Annotated in this window: 21 protein-coding genes; 13 read left to right on the forward strand and 8 right to left on the reverse strand. The window is 39.8% G+C overall.

The features are described from left to right. Window positions 1-102 precede the first annotated feature (102 nt). The 9 genes from ACFO6W_RS18295 (at window position 103) to ACFO6W_RS18335 (ending at window position 5,900) form a co-directional block, all read left to right on the forward strand. Entirely contained in the window at window positions 103-384 is a 282-nt protein-coding gene (locus tag ACFO6W_RS18295) for a hypothetical protein (RefSeq protein WP_379999058.1), read from the forward strand. Beyond that, on the forward strand, window positions 384-926 hold the full coding sequence (locus tag ACFO6W_RS18300) for a 1-acyl-sn-glycerol-3-phosphate acyltransferase (protein ID WP_379999060.1): 543 nt from the start codon (window positions 384-386) through the stop codon (window positions 924-926). Before ACFO6W_RS18295 ends, ACFO6W_RS18300 begins: the two co-directional genes overlap by 1 nt. Window positions 927-982: 56 nt before the next feature. Beyond that, complete coding sequence (locus tag ACFO6W_RS18305) at window positions 983-1,771, forward strand: nitrilase family protein (RefSeq protein WP_379999062.1); 789 nt, start codon at window positions 983-985, stop codon at window positions 1,769-1,771. Window positions 1,772-1,793: 22 nt separating this feature from the next. Then, on the forward strand, window positions 1,794-2,609 hold the full coding sequence (locus tag ACFO6W_RS18310; protein WP_379999064.1) for an META domain-containing protein: 816 nt from the start codon (window positions 1,794-1,796) through the stop codon (window positions 2,607-2,609). 751 nt (window positions 2,610-3,360) lie between these two features. Further along, window positions 3,361-3,831: a DUF4252 domain-containing protein gene (locus ACFO6W_RS18315; RefSeq protein WP_379999066.1), complete on the forward strand. Its 471-nt coding sequence runs from the start codon at window positions 3,361-3,363 to the stop codon at window positions 3,829-3,831. 28 nt (window positions 3,832-3,859) lie between these two features. After that, window positions 3,860-4,366, forward strand: a complete 507-nt coding sequence (locus tag ACFO6W_RS18320) for a DUF4252 domain-containing protein (protein ID WP_379999068.1) — start codon at window positions 3,860-3,862, stop codon at window positions 4,364-4,366. Then, window positions 4,367-4,861, forward strand: coding sequence for an RNA polymerase sigma factor (locus ACFO6W_RS18325; protein ID WP_379999070.1), 495 nt, complete (start codon window positions 4,367-4,369; stop codon window positions 4,859-4,861). Continuing rightward, the gene (locus tag ACFO6W_RS18330; RefSeq protein ID WP_379999072.1) at window positions 4,861-5,427 is read left to right on the forward strand and encodes a hypothetical protein; all 567 of its coding nucleotides are present in this window, start codon (window positions 4,861-4,863) and stop codon (window positions 5,425-5,427) included. The genes ACFO6W_RS18325 and ACFO6W_RS18330 overlap by 1 nt, the downstream gene beginning before the upstream one ends. Continuing rightward, window positions 5,424-5,900, forward strand: a complete 477-nt coding sequence (locus tag ACFO6W_RS18335; RefSeq protein WP_379999074.1) for a DUF4252 domain-containing protein — start codon at window positions 5,424-5,426, stop codon at window positions 5,898-5,900. The genes ACFO6W_RS18330 and ACFO6W_RS18335 overlap by 4 nt, the downstream gene beginning before the upstream one ends. 59 nt (window positions 5,901-5,959) lie before the next feature. Here ACFO6W_RS18335 and recA read toward each other — a convergent pair whose 3' ends face one another. The 5 genes from recA to ACFO6W_RS18360 form a co-directional block, all read right to left on the reverse strand. After that, on the reverse strand, window positions 5,960-6,982 hold the full coding sequence (gene recA / locus ACFO6W_RS18340) for a recombinase RecA (protein WP_379999076.1): 1,023 nt from the start codon (window positions 6,980-6,982) through the stop codon (window positions 5,960-5,962). A gap of 25 nt (window positions 6,983-7,007) precedes the next feature. Then, the gene (bcp, locus tag ACFO6W_RS18345; protein WP_379999078.1) at window positions 7,008-7,469 is read right to left on the reverse strand and encodes a thioredoxin-dependent thiol peroxidase; all 462 of its coding nucleotides are present in this window, start codon (window positions 7,467-7,469) and stop codon (window positions 7,008-7,010) included. 15 nt (window positions 7,470-7,484) lie between these two features. Next, window positions 7,485-8,018, reverse strand: coding sequence for a hypothetical protein (locus ACFO6W_RS18350; RefSeq protein ID WP_379999080.1), 534 nt, complete (start codon window positions 8,016-8,018; stop codon window positions 7,485-7,487). A 54-nt stretch (window positions 8,019-8,072) separates the two neighbouring features. Continuing rightward, window positions 8,073-8,648, reverse strand: a complete 576-nt coding sequence (locus ACFO6W_RS18355) for an LOG family protein (protein ID WP_379999081.1) — start codon at window positions 8,646-8,648, stop codon at window positions 8,073-8,075. 554 nt (window positions 8,649-9,202) lie between these two features. Further along, entirely contained in the window at window positions 9,203-10,060 is an 858-nt protein-coding gene (locus tag ACFO6W_RS18360; RefSeq protein WP_379999083.1) for a helix-turn-helix domain-containing protein, read from the reverse strand. 453 nt (window positions 10,061-10,513) lie between these two features. Here ACFO6W_RS18360 and ACFO6W_RS18365 point away from each other — a divergent pair, with 453 nt between their 5' ends. Both ACFO6W_RS18365 and ACFO6W_RS18370 read left to right on the forward strand, forming a co-directional pair. Beyond that, a complete protein-coding gene (locus tag ACFO6W_RS18365; protein WP_379999085.1) occupies window positions 10,514-11,779 on the forward strand; it encodes a carboxypeptidase-like regulatory domain-containing protein in 1,266 nt (421 codons plus the stop codon). A 90-nt stretch (window positions 11,780-11,869) separates the two neighbouring features. After that, a complete protein-coding gene (locus ACFO6W_RS18370) occupies window positions 11,870-12,448 on the forward strand; it encodes an acyl carrier protein phosphodiesterase (protein WP_379999087.1) in 579 nt (192 codons plus the stop codon). 10 nt (window positions 12,449-12,458) lie between these two features. Here the strand turns inward: ACFO6W_RS18370 and ACFO6W_RS18375 are convergent, their stop codons facing one another. Beyond that, window positions 12,459-13,196, reverse strand: coding sequence for a LexA family transcriptional regulator (locus ACFO6W_RS18375; RefSeq protein ID WP_379999089.1), 738 nt, complete (start codon window positions 13,194-13,196; stop codon window positions 12,459-12,461). Window positions 13,197-13,579: 383 nt separating this feature from the next. Here ACFO6W_RS18375 and ACFO6W_RS18380 point away from each other — a divergent pair, with 383 nt between their 5' ends. Both ACFO6W_RS18380 and ACFO6W_RS18385 read left to right on the forward strand, forming a co-directional pair. Beyond that, a complete protein-coding gene (locus tag ACFO6W_RS18380; RefSeq protein ID WP_379999091.1) occupies window positions 13,580-13,855 on the forward strand; it encodes an immunity 17 family protein in 276 nt (91 codons plus the stop codon). Between the two features lie 160 nt (window positions 13,856-14,015). After that, window positions 14,016-14,318, forward strand: a complete 303-nt coding sequence (locus tag ACFO6W_RS18385; protein WP_379999093.1) for a hypothetical protein — start codon at window positions 14,016-14,018, stop codon at window positions 14,316-14,318. A 92-nt stretch (window positions 14,319-14,410) separates the two neighbouring features. Here ACFO6W_RS18385 and ACFO6W_RS18390 read toward each other — a convergent pair whose 3' ends face one another. Further along, on the reverse strand, window positions 14,411-15,562 hold the full coding sequence (locus ACFO6W_RS18390; protein WP_379999095.1) for an esterase: 1,152 nt from the start codon (window positions 15,560-15,562) through the stop codon (window positions 14,411-14,413). 40 nt (window positions 15,563-15,602) lie between these two features. Then, entirely contained in the window at window positions 15,603-16,613 is a 1,011-nt protein-coding gene (locus ACFO6W_RS18395) for an AI-2E family transporter (RefSeq protein WP_379999097.1), read from the reverse strand. Between the last annotated feature and the right edge of the window lie 41 nt (window positions 16,614-16,654).

The following is a 16,654-nucleotide window of genomic DNA, read 5'->3' on the forward strand; positions in this document are numbered from 1 at the left end:
CCGGTGCCGGTTATGATTTAAAGACAAGACATTAAATCTCTCTTTCCTTTAAAAAGGAGCACAAAGATAATAAAGATATAAACGTATAAAAAATATTTTCTTATGAGTAGCAGGCGAAAACTAAAAAAAAGTATAATTGCAACGATAGAATTATTATATACAGACTGTCTGTTTTATAAGATATTCGTAGTCGATGCAGACAAGGAGGCAGCCGATAAAGTCATTACCCGTATAGTAGAAGTACAGAATGATCTGTTGAAACGGGTGAATGTAAATGAAGGTAAAGAAGTAAAAGGCAGGGTTAAATCTTATTACAAAAAATTAAGAGTTGACATTCAGGAACAAACAAATTCAATTGCCAAAGAAATAGCGTCATTGGGTTAATGAAAAGTTTTAGTAAATTTATTCTCCGCCTTACCGGCTGGAGAATTACAGGGCATACAGACCTTCCTGAAAAATGTGTCATTTGTGTAGCTCCGCATACCAGCAACTGGGATTTGCCTTTAGGGTTGACAGTTTATAGTGCATTAGGAAGAAAAGCATCGTTCCTGATAAAAAAAGAATGGTTCTTCTTCCCTATGAATCTTATTTTCAAAGGACTAGGCGGTATCCCCGTGGACCGTTCCCGGAAAACTTCTCTGACAGAACAGATGTCGGAGATATATGCTGAGAAAGATAGCTTCCAACTGGCTATAACCCCCGAAGCTACCCGAAAGTTGAATGCGGAATGGAAAAAAGGATTCTATTTTATAGCCCTGGCTGCTAACGTACCGATCGTTGTTGCGGCACTCGATTACGGAAAAAAAGAAGCTGATTTCAAGAAAATACTGGTGCCCACAGGAGACGTGGACGCCGATCTGAATATAATTAAAGACTGTTATAAAGGAGTAACTGCGAAGCATCCGGAGTATTTTTCTTTAAAATGAAAAACAAAGAGTGAAAAAACGAAAAATATTTTTCACTTTTCACTAAAAAAAATGCTATGCTACAAGACCGTAAGCTCAGGATCAGTCTTGTGCAATACGACATTGCATGGGAAAATAAACAGAAAAACCTTGATTACATACACACTGTTGTATCGGGGCTCGAGGGAAAAACAGACGTTATAACCCTGCCCGAAATGTGTACTACAGGCTTTTCCATGAACAGCCGCAATCTGGCCGAACCGGTTAGCGGCACCTCTATAACCTTATTGAAGCAATGGGCCAGGCAATATGATGTTGCCGTATGTGGAAGTTATATTGCCAAAGATAACGGGAACTTTTACAACCGGGGATTTTTCATTAGTCCTGATAAGGAATTCTATTACGATAAACACCATCTCTTTCGCATGGGGGCCGAACCTCAATCTTTTTCGGCAGGAGGTGAACGTTTGATTTTTGAACATAAAGGCTTCAGTATCTGTTTACTTATTTGTTACGACTTACGGTTTCCCGTATGGGCCAGAAATATTAACAATGAGTATGACCTGCTTATATATACGGCTAACTGGCCGGCTTCGCGGGCAAAAGTATGGAATACCCTGCTAACAGCCCGTGCACTGGAAAACATGAGTTATGTATGTGGTGTAAACCGCATAGGAAAAGATGGAAACGGGTTGGCACACGAAGGCGGCTCAAAAATTATCGATGCTAAAGGGAATGAAATACTTTCTCTCGGTCTGAACCTCGGGGAGGTAAGAACTATTTGTATATCAAAATCGGAGTTGGAACAATTCAGGGCAAAATTCCCTGTATGGAAAGATGCCGACAGATTTGAGCTAAAGGAATAGAATTATTATTAAAATATCAATTATGAAACGTATTTTAAATCCTGCGATTCTTGTTATCGCAATTATAACACTTACATTCGGCTTACAAAGCTGCAATTCGGTAAAGCCAGTTGATAAAACCCAACTCGAAGGTTATTGGACCCTAAAAAAACTGAAAGGCGAAGATGCTAAAACTGCATTTGCAGGAACATTGCCCTATCTACAATTCGATTTTTCCAAAAACCTGATTGCCGGTAATGGCGGGTGTAACGGATTTACCGGAGCTTTTACGCTGACTGATAAGAATGAATTTTCAGCGCCTAATCTGGCTGCTACAATGATGATGTGTGTACAGGCGAATAAAGAACCCCAGTTTTTTACTGCGCTTTCTACTCCCGACCTCATCTTATCGATAGACAAAGATGGATTACTGACGCTGTCTGAAGATAAGACCGTAATACTACAATTCGAAAAAGGTGAAGCGCCCAAGATAACTGCTGCTACGAATATCGTAAATGCGGAAAATCTGGCAGGTGTATGGACTCTTACATCTATAGCAGGTGGTGATATGGCCACACTGTTTACAGGAAAGACCCCTACAATGGAATTTACGGCAGACGGAAGAGCATTTGGCAACGGTGGCTGTAACACATACCGCACAGCATATACATTACAGGAAAACACTGTTACTTTTGGTCCGGTAATGTCTACAAAAATGGCTTGTCCCAGCCTGAAAGGGGAAGATTTATTTACAGGACTTCTCGCCAGTCCTCTGCAAGCAGGATTGAACGGAGATAAACTGACTTTCTTCAAAGACGGAAATGTTGTTCTTGAATTTACAAAAGGCACTGTGGAATAATTTCCCCAACCTCCATTCCAATATGAAAAGCTACAGGCAGAACCTGTGGCTTTTTCTTTTCTGTTTTAGTTTTATAAAAGTTTATCTATATATTAGCTGATAGCCTTTGGCTGTTAGCTGATAGCTCTTTGAAAGGATGAACGAGCCCCCTCAATCTCCTAAGGGGACTTACAGAGAGGGAAAAAAGTAACAGATAAAAAATAGTGGAAAAAGTGTAACTTTTGTAACTTTTTTGATATAGTTACGAGTTACTGCGCCCTTCGGGCAGTTATGGGTTGCAAGTAGACAAGATACGAGATACAAAATACGAGTTGTTGACTGTTTACTGTTTACTGATATATCTGTTACCTTTGTTACTTTTTATATAGTGCTCTTTGTGTAAATCTTTGTGCCCCTTGTGGTAAAGAGATTTAACCACTAAGTACACGAAGGAAATCACAAAGGGCACAAAGACTAAAAAGACTGTTACCTTTGTTACCTTTTGCGTCTTAGCGTCTCTGCATGAAATACTGTTTACTGTTAACTGCTGACTGTTTACTGTTAACTGAAATAAGTGTTACCTTTGTTACCTTTTTCAACTTCCGGACAAAAATTACAATATTAAAACACTGTATAACAGGTGAATAAATTTTAATTTCTTTTTTAGTTCTTTTTGCTGTAACAAATTTCCGGACTGTTCCGTCTTAGTATTTGAAAGCAGATGAAAGCGCGCATCTATTATTAATTTACTAACTTTTATATAGGAACTGTTATGAAAAAATATTTATTTTGTTCAGTGTTTCTTTTTGGCATTATACTGGCTGCACCGGCACAGAATATAGACCAGTTATTGAAGAAGCTGACTAAAACTGAAAATATAGAGAAAGTAAAAATAGGAAAGTTCATGATGTCTCTGGGTAAAGCATTTGGTGGTGCAGGCGACATACCGGTAGCAAGGGGGATACATTCTATGGAGATATATGATTTATCGTCTTGTGACAATGGCCTGAAAAAAGATTTAGCGAAACAATTCAATAAGCTGAAAGACGGAGGAGGTTATGAAACCCTGATTTATGCCAAAGATAAAAGTGATGGTGTACGCATTATGGTAAAGAAAGATAAAGATACCATCAAAGAAATGATAATATTATGCATGGACGAACACGACCCTGCAATAATCCGGTTTTCGGGTAAAATAAAAGATAATGACATTGCCGAACTGGTAAACAAATACGACAAATAAAAATAACAAAGTAAAACACAATCGATTTATGAAAAAGTTTATAGTATTTTTTATCCTAATATTAGCAGGAACCCATATCGCAACAGCTCAGGACCTGGATCGTCTGATGGAAGAAGTGGCAAAAAATGAAAAGGCGCAACGTCAGGTAGTAGACAAGACCATGCTGGGTGCTTCCATGGCGCAGGCTCAGGCTCAGGACCCGACAGGGGAATTGAAATCAAAAATGCCTTCGTTTATGCAGAAGATAGATTCTATACAGGTGGTCACATTGGAGGAGGGTGCTCCCGATACAAGAAATACGGTACTGGAGAACCTGAACTCATTCAAAGATGATGATATATATTCTACACTGGTAAGAGTCAAGGACGGTGAAGATAATGTACGCATCATAGCTAAGAAGAACGGGGAAGCAGTATCGGACGTATATATCTTTGTCGTGGATGAAGACGATATCGTTTTGGTAAAAATGAGTGGCAGACTGGAGCAATCCGATTTGGAGGATATAGTTAAAGAACAGACGAAGAACAAGAAATAGATGGATGCGGAAACTTTTAAAAAAGTATTTCTCCCATATCATCAAAAATTGTATCGAATAGCTTATCGTATTGTACAGGATGCCGCAAATGCCGAGGACATAGTCCAGGAAACATTTATAAAGCTCTGGAATAAACGCGGGGATATGCAGAATATAGAAAATACCGAAGCTTTCTCCATTATTATACTCAGAAACACATGCCTGGATTTTTTACGGAAAACAAAAAACGATCACCATACCAATTATGACACAGATATTCCCGAAACGGATTCCCTGGTCAAACAGATAGAAGTACAGGATGAAGCCGAACGGGTAAAAAAACTGATAAACAGGTTGCCTGAACAGCAACGGCAAGTTATGATAATGAAGCATTGGGACGGGTATTCGGATGAAGAAATAGAACAGATAACGGGAATCAGCCCGGGAAATATTAGGGTAATACTCTCAAGGGCAAGAAAAACGATACGCGAACAATTCATAAAAATACAACAGTGATGAAAACGGACGAAATAAAAATAATGCTGGATGCTTTCTACAACGGAGAAACAACTGCCGCAGAAGAACTGAGATTGCTGGAATATTTTAGCAGTGAATATGTCGCCGATGAACTACTGGATGAGAAAGAAGTTTTCCTCAGCATGTATCAGGCAGAACCGATCGATGTACCTCCGGCTTTGGAGACGAAACTGGAAAACCTTATTGACAATCTTGCTTCGGAAGAAAAACAGAAAGCAGAGATAAATGCCGGATCTAACAGAAAGCATCTGCTGAGATGGGTAGGAAGCGCAGCAGCCTGTATAGCCGTATTGATTTCCGTTACATTCTACTTCAACAATAAGCCTGATGCAGGCCAACCAACAGTAAGCCCAAAGCAGCAAACAGCAGAAAACCTCAGTGAAGCTGATAAGAAAGCCTTAAAAGAAGCAGAAGACGCACTTATACTATTGTCTTCTAACTTTAATAAGGGTGTGAACCAGCTGGCCATAGTCACTTCAAGCCTTGACAAATCAAATGAAATATTAAACAAAACGCTTAATCGCAAAAAAGATAAAGAATCATGAAAATAAAAGTGTTCATTACAGCTATATTGCTCCTGGCCGGTTTTGCTACTATGCAATCGCAAAACAATATGTTCGACAGGCTTTCGGATAGCAAGGACATCTCCACCGTCTACATCTCCAAGGCATTACTCAGCATGATGCCGAAGATGGATGTCGGAGCCGGCGGTGCCGATATAAAATCACTGGCCGGAAAACTGGAACAACTGGAGATCTACAGCAGCCAAAGTAAGGACGCGGCAAAACTCATCAGAATGGAATTTGAAGGACTTACGAAGGGCAAAACATACGAGACTCTGATGGCCATTAAAGATAAAGGCGATAATATAACCTTTTACGCCCGTAAGGAGAAGGATAACTTCAAAGACCTGATAATGTTCATCAATGCCCCCGAAGAATGTACGGTCATCCGTATCATGGGTAATTTCACGGCAGAAGACGTACAAAAAGTGATGAACAGCAGCAACAAAAAATAAGCAATAAAAAAAGCCTCGGATGGTAATTCTCCGAGGCCTCTTTATCTAATGAAGTATTCTTATTTCTTTGCCTGCAATGCTGCAAAAATCAGGTTTTCAAGTTCTTCGGCAAGCTCCGGATTGTCTTTCACCATATCCTTTGCCGCTTCACGTCCTTGCCCCAACTTTGTATCATTGTAACTGTACCATGAGCCGCTCTTCTTGATGATCCCTAGTTCGGCACCGAGGTCGATAATCTCACCGGAACGGGAAATTCCCTCTCCGTACATGATGTCGAATTCAGCTTTACGGAATGGTGGGGCAACTTTATTCTTGGCTACCTTCACACGGGTCTGGCTACCTTTCACTTCATCACCGTCTTTTAGCTGGCCGATACGACGGATATCGAGACGTACAGAAGCATAGTACTTGAGGGCATTACCTCCCGTTGTTGTTTCCGGCGAACCGAACATAACTCCGATTTTGTCACGTAACTGGTTGATAAAGACACATGTGGTACTGGTTTTATTGATAGCTGCCGTCAACTTACGTAAAGCCTGAGACATCAGACGGGCCTGAAGCCCCATTTTAGAGTCTCCCATTTCACCTTCGAGCTCAGCCTTCGGTGTCAGTGCAGCCACAGAGTCTATCACTACGATATCTATAGCCGACGAACGAATCAACTGCTCCGCGATCTCCAATGCCTGCTCTCCGCTATCAGGCTGGGAAATATAAAGGTTCTCTATATCCACTCCCAATTTCTCTGCATAGAAGCGGTCGAAAGCATGCTCTGCATCGATAAACGCTGCGATACCTCCGGCTTTTTGGGCTTCGGCAATAGCATGTATGGCCAATGTTGTTTTTCCGGACGATTCGGGGCCGTATATTTCGATTACCCTGCCACGAGGATATCCTCCCACTCCAAGAGCGGCATTCAACGCGATAGAACCTGTAGGAATGACAGAAATTTCATCCACCTTATCATCTCCCATTTTCATTATCGAGCCTTTACCGTAGCTTTTCTCTATTTTATCCATTGCAGCCTGCAGAGCTTTAAGTTTCTCTGTATTCGGCGCAGCTTTCTTTTCTTTCTCTTCTGCCATTATCAGTTTCTTTCTTTTGGTTTGTTTATAATTGTTTTAATATTTGCTCCGCATGCTCTTTGGTCTTTATCTCTTTAGGGCCTATTATTTGCTCGATAGTCCCTGATTCATCGATAAGGAATGTTGTACGGAAAGTACCCATGAATTTACGCCCCATAAATGTTTTCTCACCCCAGACTCCAAATGCCTCTACCAGTTTCTTGCCAGTATCGGCTATTAGAGGGAATGGTAATTGTTGCTTCTCTATAAACTTCTTATGGGCTTTCTCATCATCCACACTTACTCCCAGTATCTGATATCCGGCTTTACGCAGCTTCGAAAAATTATCCCTGAAACTACATGCCTCTGCGGTACATCCGGGGGTACTGTCTTTAGGATAAAAATAGAGTACGAGTTTTTGTCCCGCATAGTCGCTGGATTTAACGGTTTCCCCGTCTTGATTTATTCCTAATATATCCGGGATCTTATCCCCTATGTTTAATGCCATAATTCTTATTATTAACTATTCAACATATGCAGTTCGCTCATAAATCGTCTTCTGCCTTCTCACCTTATTTCGTTTATCTATAGTAACATTATCCGCCTCCTGAAATTTACGGCTTGTCTCATAATACAGTTGTATATCGGAATTGGCGTCGGCCCCGAGAATACCGAATTTTTCCAATACCACTATCTTTTGCTTTACAGCCTCCAGGTAATCGAGAACAGAATTACGGTATTCGAGTCCACCCGGATATATCGGCATGTTCACTATTTCGGTACGGATGTTATTCATCTCTTTGAGCGGGGCGCCGGAGGTCTTATGTAAATCCATATCGACTTTATTATCCCAAACCCTCTGTACCAGTTCTTCATACTGTGTATAAACTACATCTATATCTTTTACTATATCGAGCATAAAGTGATTATAACCGCTTCTGGTATTTATATTCTTGTTTCTTTCTAAGCGAAACTTACTTACCTTACCTTCCTGTTTTTGTGCATACCCCATTGCAACAATGGGCAATGAGAGTACAATAAAAAAAATAGTTCTCATTTAGTTTGTTTTGTTAGTTGTGTTAATTATGGTTGTGTCACGGTCGCTACCGTCTTACTTTACTTCGAACCATTTATCGTTTTTGAGGGGTACGAACAATTCCATCTTATCTAATAGGGTATCTACATTACTTTCTACAATCATGATATCCCTATATTCATCTTTCAGGAACCCCTTTTCTATCATTTTTTCGGACATGGCTACCAAAGGGTCGTAATATCCTCCCGTATTAAGCAAAGCTACAGGTTTCTTATGCAAGGCCAACTGCGCCCATGTAAGCATTTCAAACAGTTCCTCCATAGTTCCGTAGCCTCCTGGGAGGGCTATCACTGCATCACTAAGTTCATTCATTAAAGCTTTACGTGCATGCATCGTTTCTACGATATGCATTTTGGTTATATTTTTATGCTCCAATTCCTTTTGTTTAAGGAATTCGGGTATTACGCCAATTACCTCACCATTTTCTTCCAGTGCGCCATTGGCTACAGCACCCATCAATCCTACATGTGCACCTCCATAGATAACGCCATATCCTCTGCGGGCTATAATTTTCCCTAATAATATTGCCTGTTCCACAAAAACGCTCTCGTTTCCTGATGATGAACCGCAAAAAACCGATATATATTTCATATCTGAAAATCTACTTTAAATGAATATCCAGAACTTACAGGCTGCAATCCCCCATATGAAGATATACGCTGAATAATATGTAATTTATAACTCATTATTCAAACAAAGATAATAATAATCTTATAGATTATGATGGAATAAAAGACTCTGTTGAAAACTTTTGTCTCCGTAGCCAAAAACCCGTTTCCAAAGACACAAAAAGCTGACTCTGATTGCTTTTTGCTTTTTAGAAGCGCGAAGCGATAAAACCAGCAGATGGTAATTTGTTTAACCTAAACCTACTACTTGTTTAAAAGATAATACACGGACTGTGTAATCTGATCCCGGATACAATAATAATGTAAAAAGTCCGCAAATTCCCTTCGCAGACTTTCCAACCTTAACACAAACTTTACAAAACTACACAATAATAGAGTTAAACTACAACCTATTCAGGTCTTCATTTAAATAAATATATTTTCCTCATATATTTACATTACAAATGTACGGAATTACGAGCCTCTATCATTACATAAAAACACCCGCTTTTTCAGAATTCGTGCCTTTCTGCCATACTATATTTTATTTGCAGTTTTTTTTCGGCGAATCCTGCCCGGTGTTGTACCAAAATGGACTTTGCAAAAGTCGTTAAAGTGGGAAGGTGAAGAGAAACCATATTCATCACTTATTTCTTTGAATGATTTCTCAGTACTGTTTATCTGATGATATATGGATTTTGAGCGCACGTCTTTCATCCAATGATATGCCGATACGCCAAATACTTTCTTAAATCGTTTCTGAAAGCCGGAAAGACTGTAATGGGTCAAATCGGCCAGTTCCTGAACAGTCTTGGCTTTGTAATGATTTTTTATAACCAGATCGGAGAAGGAAATATCTTTACTAAGCAAGGGATAGAAAAAGCCTAAAAGATCTGCCTTTTCGTAATAAGCCCGTAGAAGAAAATAAAACTCTTTGGCCTTCAACTCGAAATAATATGTACATTTCAAGCCGTCGGTCATACAAATATCCAAAAATGAAAGAAAAGATTCTACCCTTTCATTTATGTCCAGATAATACAAATCAGGTTCAAAACCATCTGTTTTCTCCCGGAGCAAAACATCTAAAGAAAAGCAATCGCACAGATGCTTCGTATCATGTAAACGGATAATGATAAAAACACAATCTTCCTCAGCACGGAAAACCATCTGGCTCCCCGATGGAATCAACATTATCTTGCCTGCAATTATACTTCTTCCGGAAAATTCCCCAAAAGAAAAACGCAAACTGCCATTCAGTACAAAAAAAGCTTTATTGTCAATGGAAAACAATTCCCATTTCTGTCCTTTTTTTATACCGACTTTCTCTATTGTAGGCCTTTCTCCTTTTTCGTAATTATAGCAGGTGAGATGTTCCTGTGGATATAATAATTCCATGTGGATGTTCCTCTAAAATTGTTTTGTTATAGCCTTGTTTCGTAATGTACCAAAAGATTCGCATCTATTTTTATATATGATGATGTTTGAATATTAGAAAATATACCGACGCTGATTGCAAATGTAAACAAAAAAAGTAATATTATCATAGCCCAAAGCATAATACAACATTATTTATTGATACTTACGCACCCATTAACTGCATTGCCAAGCCTGTTTTTCGAAAAACACTTCCCGGTCAACTCTATTTCTGAACAGATAAAGGCTCTGGTGACGGCACCTTCTGTCCAGTGAAAATCCCAAAGGTAAACAGCGATTTATTCAGATTTTATTATTATCTTTTAGTCGTGATAAGCATTGTGCAACTCTTGTTAGTCATTAAACATTATAATAATCCCGTATGTTTATATTATATAAGCAGGAATCTGGTACTTAACTAAATAGCTGAAGAACATGAAAGCAAATTATAAACCTACTGCACATTCAGCCATATTGCTCCTGTTTCTCTTTTTTGCAGTTCCATTATGGGCACAGGTCGGTGTGGATTACACCTCAATAAGCGGGGTGGTGAAAGATAGACGTACTAAAAAAAATATGGAATATGTAAGCGTATCCGTCCCGGGTACAAATATCGGAACTATCACCAACGCCGACGGGGAATTTACAATCAAAATAAAAGACGGCGTACGGGCTAAGGCGGTAGAAATATCACATATAGGTTATATAAACTATATTCTGCCTATCGAGGGACGAAATATGTATAATGTAACAATACTGCTTACGGCAAACGAGAATAAGCTGTCGGAAGTAGTTGTACATCCGACTAATCCCCGTGAACTGGTAAAAGCAGCCATTCAAAAAATCGAAGATAACTATAGCCTAAATCCAAACTTATTGACCGGATTCTACCGGGAAACAGTAAAAAAAGGGCGGAATTACATTAATATCTCCGAAGCGGTCATCGATATTTATAAGTCTTCCTATAAAGCAGACACGCGAAGAGATAAGGTACAAATCTTCAAGGGCAGAAAGCTGATTAGCCCCAAGCCTGGCGATACACTTGTAGTTAAGCTTCTGGGAGGCCCTACCCTTGCTGTTTATTTAGACGTAGTGAAAAACACGGATGACATTTTGCTGGATGCCGAAACTTTAGACCACTACGCCTACACAATGGAAGAAAGTGTGATGATAAATGAGCGGCTTCATTATGTCATCAGTTTTACACCTATCCCAATCCTTCCATATGCATTGTATCATGGAAAATATTATATAGACAAGCAGACTCTCACTTTTTCGAGGGCTGAATTCAGTCTGAATATGGATGACCGCAACAAAGCCACGCAGGCTATCCTGATAAAAAAACCGGCAAAGCTGCACTTCAAGCCGGAAGAAGTATCATTCATCGTCACATACAGAGAGCGGGGAGGACGCAGCTACCTCAATTATATACGGAATGATATCCGCTTTAAATGTGACTGGAAGAAACGTTTCTTTTTCTTCTCCACCAACTACGAGGTAGTTTCCGAGATGGTGGTAACCGACCGTAAAGAAGAAGATATAACCAACATCCCGAACAAACTGGCATTCAAGCAAAACCAGTCCTTGTCGGATAAGGTCAGTGATTTCTCAGATAAAAACTTCTGGGAAGATTTCAATATTATAGAGCCTACCGAATCGCTGGAGTCGGCTGTAAACAAACTTAAAAAGAAACATGAATAAAAAACCCTTCTTAAACAGAGGGGTTCTTTTTATAAGCCGTTATACCGATAAAAACGCTATCTTTGCCTCTCATTCGTAAAGTACAAAAACATGAATTTTCTGGCACATGCATATTTGTCGTTCGGAGATCCTGATATACTGATTGGGAATATGATTGCCGATCTGGTAAAAGGCAAACAAATAGAGCAATATCCCGAACGGATACAGCATGGAATACATATACACAGGCACATTGACGCATACACCGACAGCCATCCGGTTACCTTGCGGGCGATGGAGGTATTCCGGTCGTCGGCTCATAAATATGCAGGTCCTTTTCTGGATGTCTCGTACGATCATTTTCTGGCTTTAGATAAGTTGAACGAGCCGGAAGAAGGCTGGAAAGGATTCGCGGCTAAATGTTATTCACAGATCGAACAATACGCAGAAATTCTGCCATCCAGATTTTGCAGTATGTTCATGTATATGAAAAGTGAGGACTGGTTTTTCAACTACCGCTACAACTGGATGATAGAGCGCAGCTTCGGCCGGCTGCAGCAACGGGCGGCCTATCTGCCCGACAATGCGCATATATTCACCGATTTCGAAAATCATTATAAGGAAATAGCCGAAAGCTATAATGAGTTTTTCCCGGACTTAAAGGCTTACACGAAAGAGATATCCTTATAGATCATTCCTTTTAAAAAGTGCTGGACATCCGCTGCACAATGTTGCACAACTGGCAGACATCATCGAGTTTAAGCTCGAAATCAGCATATTCCGGTGATGGATTCAGGGAATGGCAGATTATGGTACCTTTCTCCAGATCCTGGCTGATTATTTGCTTGCATAGTATCGTATTATTAAGCACTATTACCCAATTTGGAAAATCCTCGGTATGCAGTTTGTTGCGCCAATGTTCTTTGCCCAACTCCCGGGCCAGCACAATATCACCATTACTGAGACTACGCTTAGAATCATTGTCCATACTATCGCCCTTTATCTCAAAAGCAAAATAACGGCCATGCCCTATCTTGTCTACAATAAAGTCAAATTCTTCGAATTCATCGCTTACATACTCCACGTCGCGGCAATCGTCGATATATTTGGCATACGCTTTTACAGGGATAAAAGGTACCCGCATACGATACTTCCCGTTCGACATTTCATAATACTTCAGTCCCGACTTGGTGGTAAGGTATGGCTCTTCGCCCCGTACTTTTTCAGGGCGGTTCATATATCCTGTCCCATTGGCAAGCCACTCTTCATTCACTTTAAAATATGCTGCCAAGATGGCAATATTTGACTTATTAGGATTCGTCTTGCCTTCTATATAATTGGCGATTGTACCCTTGGTTATCGCTGTATCTTTCCATATACGGTAAGCGGTGACGCCCTCTTTCTCCAATAAATGCTTCAACCTGTCTTTAAATTCCATACTATCCGCTATTAAATTTTAACTTAGCAACTATATTATCCGGTATAAAAATAAATCACAGCAACAAATATAGTAAAATATTGAATCATAAATATATTTTTGAATTAAAAATAAGCATTTCATCGAGGAAAATATATACTTGAGGAAAATATTCGCTAGTTTTGTATAAAAGATACAACCGGAATACAAATGGACGATAAAAAGGGAAAAAGTCATAATTGGGGATTTACACAATGGGTACTTCTTATCACTATTATATTAATGATAGGATTTGCTATTGCTTACTTCGTTTTTGATTTTCCTGTAAAATTCATTCCTGTAATACTTATCTTTCCTTTATTCGGAAGTATTTTTAATAAAAAAAATAATAGATAATTCTTCTGATGGATAACCTTAAAGACACAATACAAGACTATTACGATCAACACCCGGTTATACTCCCCCTGTTTTGTATAGCAATAGGCATATTCCTTCTCCTGGCATGCATTTTCGACTGGAACTGGATTTTTGGAGATGTAAATACCACTACATACAATCTGAAAAAAATCGATGGATTGGTCAATATGTTCGGACGGAAGACTGCCCGCTTTCTGACAGCAATAAGCGCCGTTTTCCTCATAGTACTCGGCATAGGCCTGGCTATTATGATCCTGTATTAATCCCCTAATAAAACCTTATTGGCAAAGTCTTATTCCTTAAACCATATTTTAACAATTTAGTTATTTAAGGATAAACAATAGCCTCCATTTGATTGTTATTTTAATAAATATCCTATATTTGTTAATAAGAAATTTACTAATCCACAAAATAGATAACATTATGAAAGGTTTTATATTGGGACTTGCTGTCGGTGCACTGGGAGTGTATGCAGCACTTAAGCTATCGGATGAAGAAACCCGCGAAGAATTGCGCACCAAAGTAAATAACGCTACAGGTAAAGCTAAAGCTGAATTAGACCATACCCTTGTCGTAGGTAAGAGCAAAGCCTTGCGCGCCGGAGTACGCGCCAGACAAGAAGTAAGAAAAGGGGCAAAAAAAATCAATGAGGTAACTGCCGATGTAGCAGGGAAATTAGCGAACGAACTATCCGGCATTGAAGCTAAAGCCAAGGCTAAGGCTTAATGTAGTGTTCGGTTTAGATATAAAAATAGGGCCTGGGATTCCCAAGCCTTATTTTTTAGGTCACCGACCTGTTAATCCTTACTCCCGGTTACCTATTTAAACAATTGCGGAACAAATTCTATCATATAATCTCGCCAGTTGCTCCATGTATGCCCGCCTTCACTTTCATGATAGACATATTTGAAATTGAGACTATCCAGTTTTGCCCGGTAGCCGGTTACATCCTTGTACAGGAAATCGGTTTTTCCTATAGCAATCCAGTATAACTTTACCCCGTTCTTATTCTGGGCCTCCAATGTAGCGTCAATATCTTTATATACAGGCGACTCAACATCCTGACGCGGCATGATCGCCGGAGAAAAAAGGCCGATATAATCGAAAGTATCGGGATAATAGCGGGAAATATGCAAAGAATGAAAACCTCCCATCGACAGGCCGGCTATTGCCCTGCCCGATTTATCTTTTATAACCCGGTAACTGTCTTCCACAAAACTTATCACATCTTTGAAGGTCTCTTCCATCTTTCCATCCATCGTGTGCGGAAGCATGAAAGACGGTTTGTAAAAACCCAGGCTCGATTCACCGGGAGCCGCTTCCTGAGCTACATTACCATTTGTCATTACCACTATCACCGGCTTTGCTTTACCCTGTGCAATCAGATTATCGAGTATCTGGGAAGTCCGCCCGAGAGCCATCCATGCTTCTTCATCGCCACCCATGCCATGAAGCAGATACAGCACCGGGTATTTTTCTTTGCCGGTTTCGTATCCGGCAGGCGTATAGATTGTAATTCTGCGCTGCATATCATTTCCGGGAGAAGAATACCACCGGCGCGTCACTGAGCCGTGAGGGACTTTATTCACTTTATATAAGTCTCCATTCCCCCCTCCGATTATAAATATGTTGGAAAGGGTGGAGACATCCCTGTTGATATAAACATTGCTTGGATCATCTGTCTTCAAACTATCTACCCAGAAGGAATAACTGTAAAGATCGGAATGAAGCGGTCCGGTCGTATATGACCACAGACCTTTATCATCTTTATTCATAGCTACAGGCTGCTGTATCCAATCTCCGGATATTTTTACTTCTCTTGCATTAGGAGCATGCAATCTGAAAGTCACAGTATTATTCTCATGTACCTCCGGAGAAACAATTTCGGAACCTCCCCATAAAGCCTGCTGGGGAAATAGGTTTGCGCAAAATATGATGCTTACAATAAGCAGAAACAGTGTTTTTTTCATAAGCAGTAATATTAAAATGTATATGTCTCAAGAAAAATCCCTACCTGTCACTGTCGAGATAGCCGCGTTTGAATATATCTACCAACAGTATAAACATTGACAGGAACAGCGGGCCGAAGATAACACCCCAGAACCCAAATACCGGCAATCCTATCACAACACCAAATACGGTAATCAGCGGATGTGTATTTGCAATCTTCTTCTGAAGAACAAAGCGCAGCAGATTATCGACATTGGAAATAACAATCAATGAATAAGCCGTCAGACCGAGCGCATTCAGCCAATCCCCGGTAATGGCCATATAAATAACAAGCGGCAGCCAGATAAACATCGTTCCCACAATAGGAATAATAGTAGCAAAGCATGTAAGAAACCCGAAAAGTATAGGATCGGGAACTCCAAATATGATATAACCGAGAGTTGCAAAAATACCTTGTATGGATGCCAGCAAAGGAATACCTATAGCATTCGATTTTACCATTACATCGATTTCGCGAAGGACATCTTTTTTGTTTTCATTATTAAATGGCAGTAAATCATTCAGGTAAGTCTCCATTCGCGTTCCTCCGATCAACATAAAATAGAGGACAAATAACATTACTACTGAATTGACGGCAAAACTGCTCACACTACCGATAAGTATCTGTCCTATTTTGGGCAGATAGGCGGCAGCGCTCACAAGGTTGTCCGTACTTAATATATTGTAACCGGTGCGCTCTTTCACCATGGCTATTACTTCCTGGACAGATTCTATAGACGAGGTAAGGTTTAAATTTATACCCTGCAATTCCTGGATCAATAACCACACGGCAATAGCCAGAGGAATAAGAAAACACATAACCACCTCTATCAATATAAGCGAAGCTGCCAAATTCCTCCCTAACCTCTTTTTTCCGGTTAAATAAAACATCTGCTTCCTTACCAGAATATATACGGTCGACGCACCCAATATACCGCTAAAGAGAGGTGAAAAATAATGAAAGAGAATCACTCCCATGAAAAGGATGATAATAATCAGGGAATATTGCCAGTATTGTTCTTTTATAGTCATAAAACCAGTGATTTGATAATTTATAAATTTTTAATTATGTG

Source organism: Dysgonomonas termitidis (genome assembly GCF_042654545.1).
Classification (GTDB): Bacteria; Bacteroidota; Bacteroidia; order Bacteroidales; family Dysgonomonadaceae; genus Dysgonomonas; species Dysgonomonas termitidis.

Coding starts and splice junctions, on each gene's coding strand:
- ACFO6W_RS18380 (WP_379999091.1), top strand. CDS start 13,580: ATGGATAACCTTAAAGACACAATACAAGACTATTACGATCAACACCCG.
- ACFO6W_RS18355 (WP_379999081.1), bottom strand. CDS start 8,648: ATGAAATATATATCGGTTTTTTGCGGTTCATCATCAGGAAACGAGAGC.
- ACFO6W_RS18350 (WP_379999080.1), bottom strand. CDS start 8,018: ATGAGAACTATTTTTTTTATTGTACTCTCATTGCCCATTGTTGCAATG.
- ACFO6W_RS18320 (WP_379999068.1), top strand. CDS start 3,860: ATGAAAAAGTTTATAGTATTTTTTATCCTAATATTAGCAGGAACCCAT.
- ACFO6W_RS18365 (WP_379999085.1), top strand. CDS start 10,514: ATGAAAGCAAATTATAAACCTACTGCACATTCAGCCATATTGCTCCTG.
- recA (WP_379999076.1), bottom strand. CDS start 6,982: ATGGCAGAAGAGAAAGAAAAGAAAGCTGCGCCGAATACAGAGAAACTT.
- ACFO6W_RS18360 (WP_379999083.1), bottom strand. CDS start 10,060: ATGGAATTATTATATCCACAGGAACATCTCACCTGCTATAATTACGAA.
- ACFO6W_RS18375 (WP_379999089.1), bottom strand. CDS start 13,196: ATGGAATTTAAAGACAGGTTGAAGCATTTATTGGAGAAAGAGGGCGTC.
- ACFO6W_RS18385 (WP_379999093.1), top strand. CDS start 14,016: ATGAAAGGTTTTATATTGGGACTTGCTGTCGGTGCACTGGGAGTGTAT.
- bcp (WP_379999078.1), bottom strand. CDS start 7,469: ATGGCATTAAACATAGGGGATAAGATCCCGGATATATTAGGAATAAAT.
- ACFO6W_RS18390 (WP_379999095.1), bottom strand. CDS start 15,562: ATGAAAAAAACACTGTTTCTGCTTATTGTAAGCATCATATTTTGCGCA.
- ACFO6W_RS18295 (WP_379999058.1), top strand. CDS start 103: ATGAGTAGCAGGCGAAAACTAAAAAAAAGTATAATTGCAACGATAGAA.
- ACFO6W_RS18395 (WP_379999097.1), bottom strand. CDS start 16,613: ATGACTATAAAAGAACAATACTGGCAATATTCCCTGATTATTATCATC.
- ACFO6W_RS18315 (WP_379999066.1), top strand. CDS start 3,361: ATGAAAAAATATTTATTTTGTTCAGTGTTTCTTTTTGGCATTATACTG.
- ACFO6W_RS18300 (WP_379999060.1), top strand. CDS start 384: ATGAAAAGTTTTAGTAAATTTATTCTCCGCCTTACCGGCTGGAGAATT.
- ACFO6W_RS18370 (WP_379999087.1), top strand. CDS start 11,870: ATGAATTTTCTGGCACATGCATATTTGTCGTTCGGAGATCCTGATATA.
- ACFO6W_RS18325 (WP_379999070.1), top strand. CDS start 4,367: ATGGATGCGGAAACTTTTAAAAAAGTATTTCTCCCATATCATCAAAAA.
- ACFO6W_RS18305 (WP_379999062.1), top strand. CDS start 983: ATGCTACAAGACCGTAAGCTCAGGATCAGTCTTGTGCAATACGACATT.
- ACFO6W_RS18310 (WP_379999064.1), top strand. CDS start 1,794: ATGAAACGTATTTTAAATCCTGCGATTCTTGTTATCGCAATTATAACA.
- ACFO6W_RS18335 (WP_379999074.1), top strand. CDS start 5,424: ATGAAAATAAAAGTGTTCATTACAGCTATATTGCTCCTGGCCGGTTTT.
- ACFO6W_RS18330 (WP_379999072.1), top strand. CDS start 4,861: ATGAAAACGGACGAAATAAAAATAATGCTGGATGCTTTCTACAACGGA.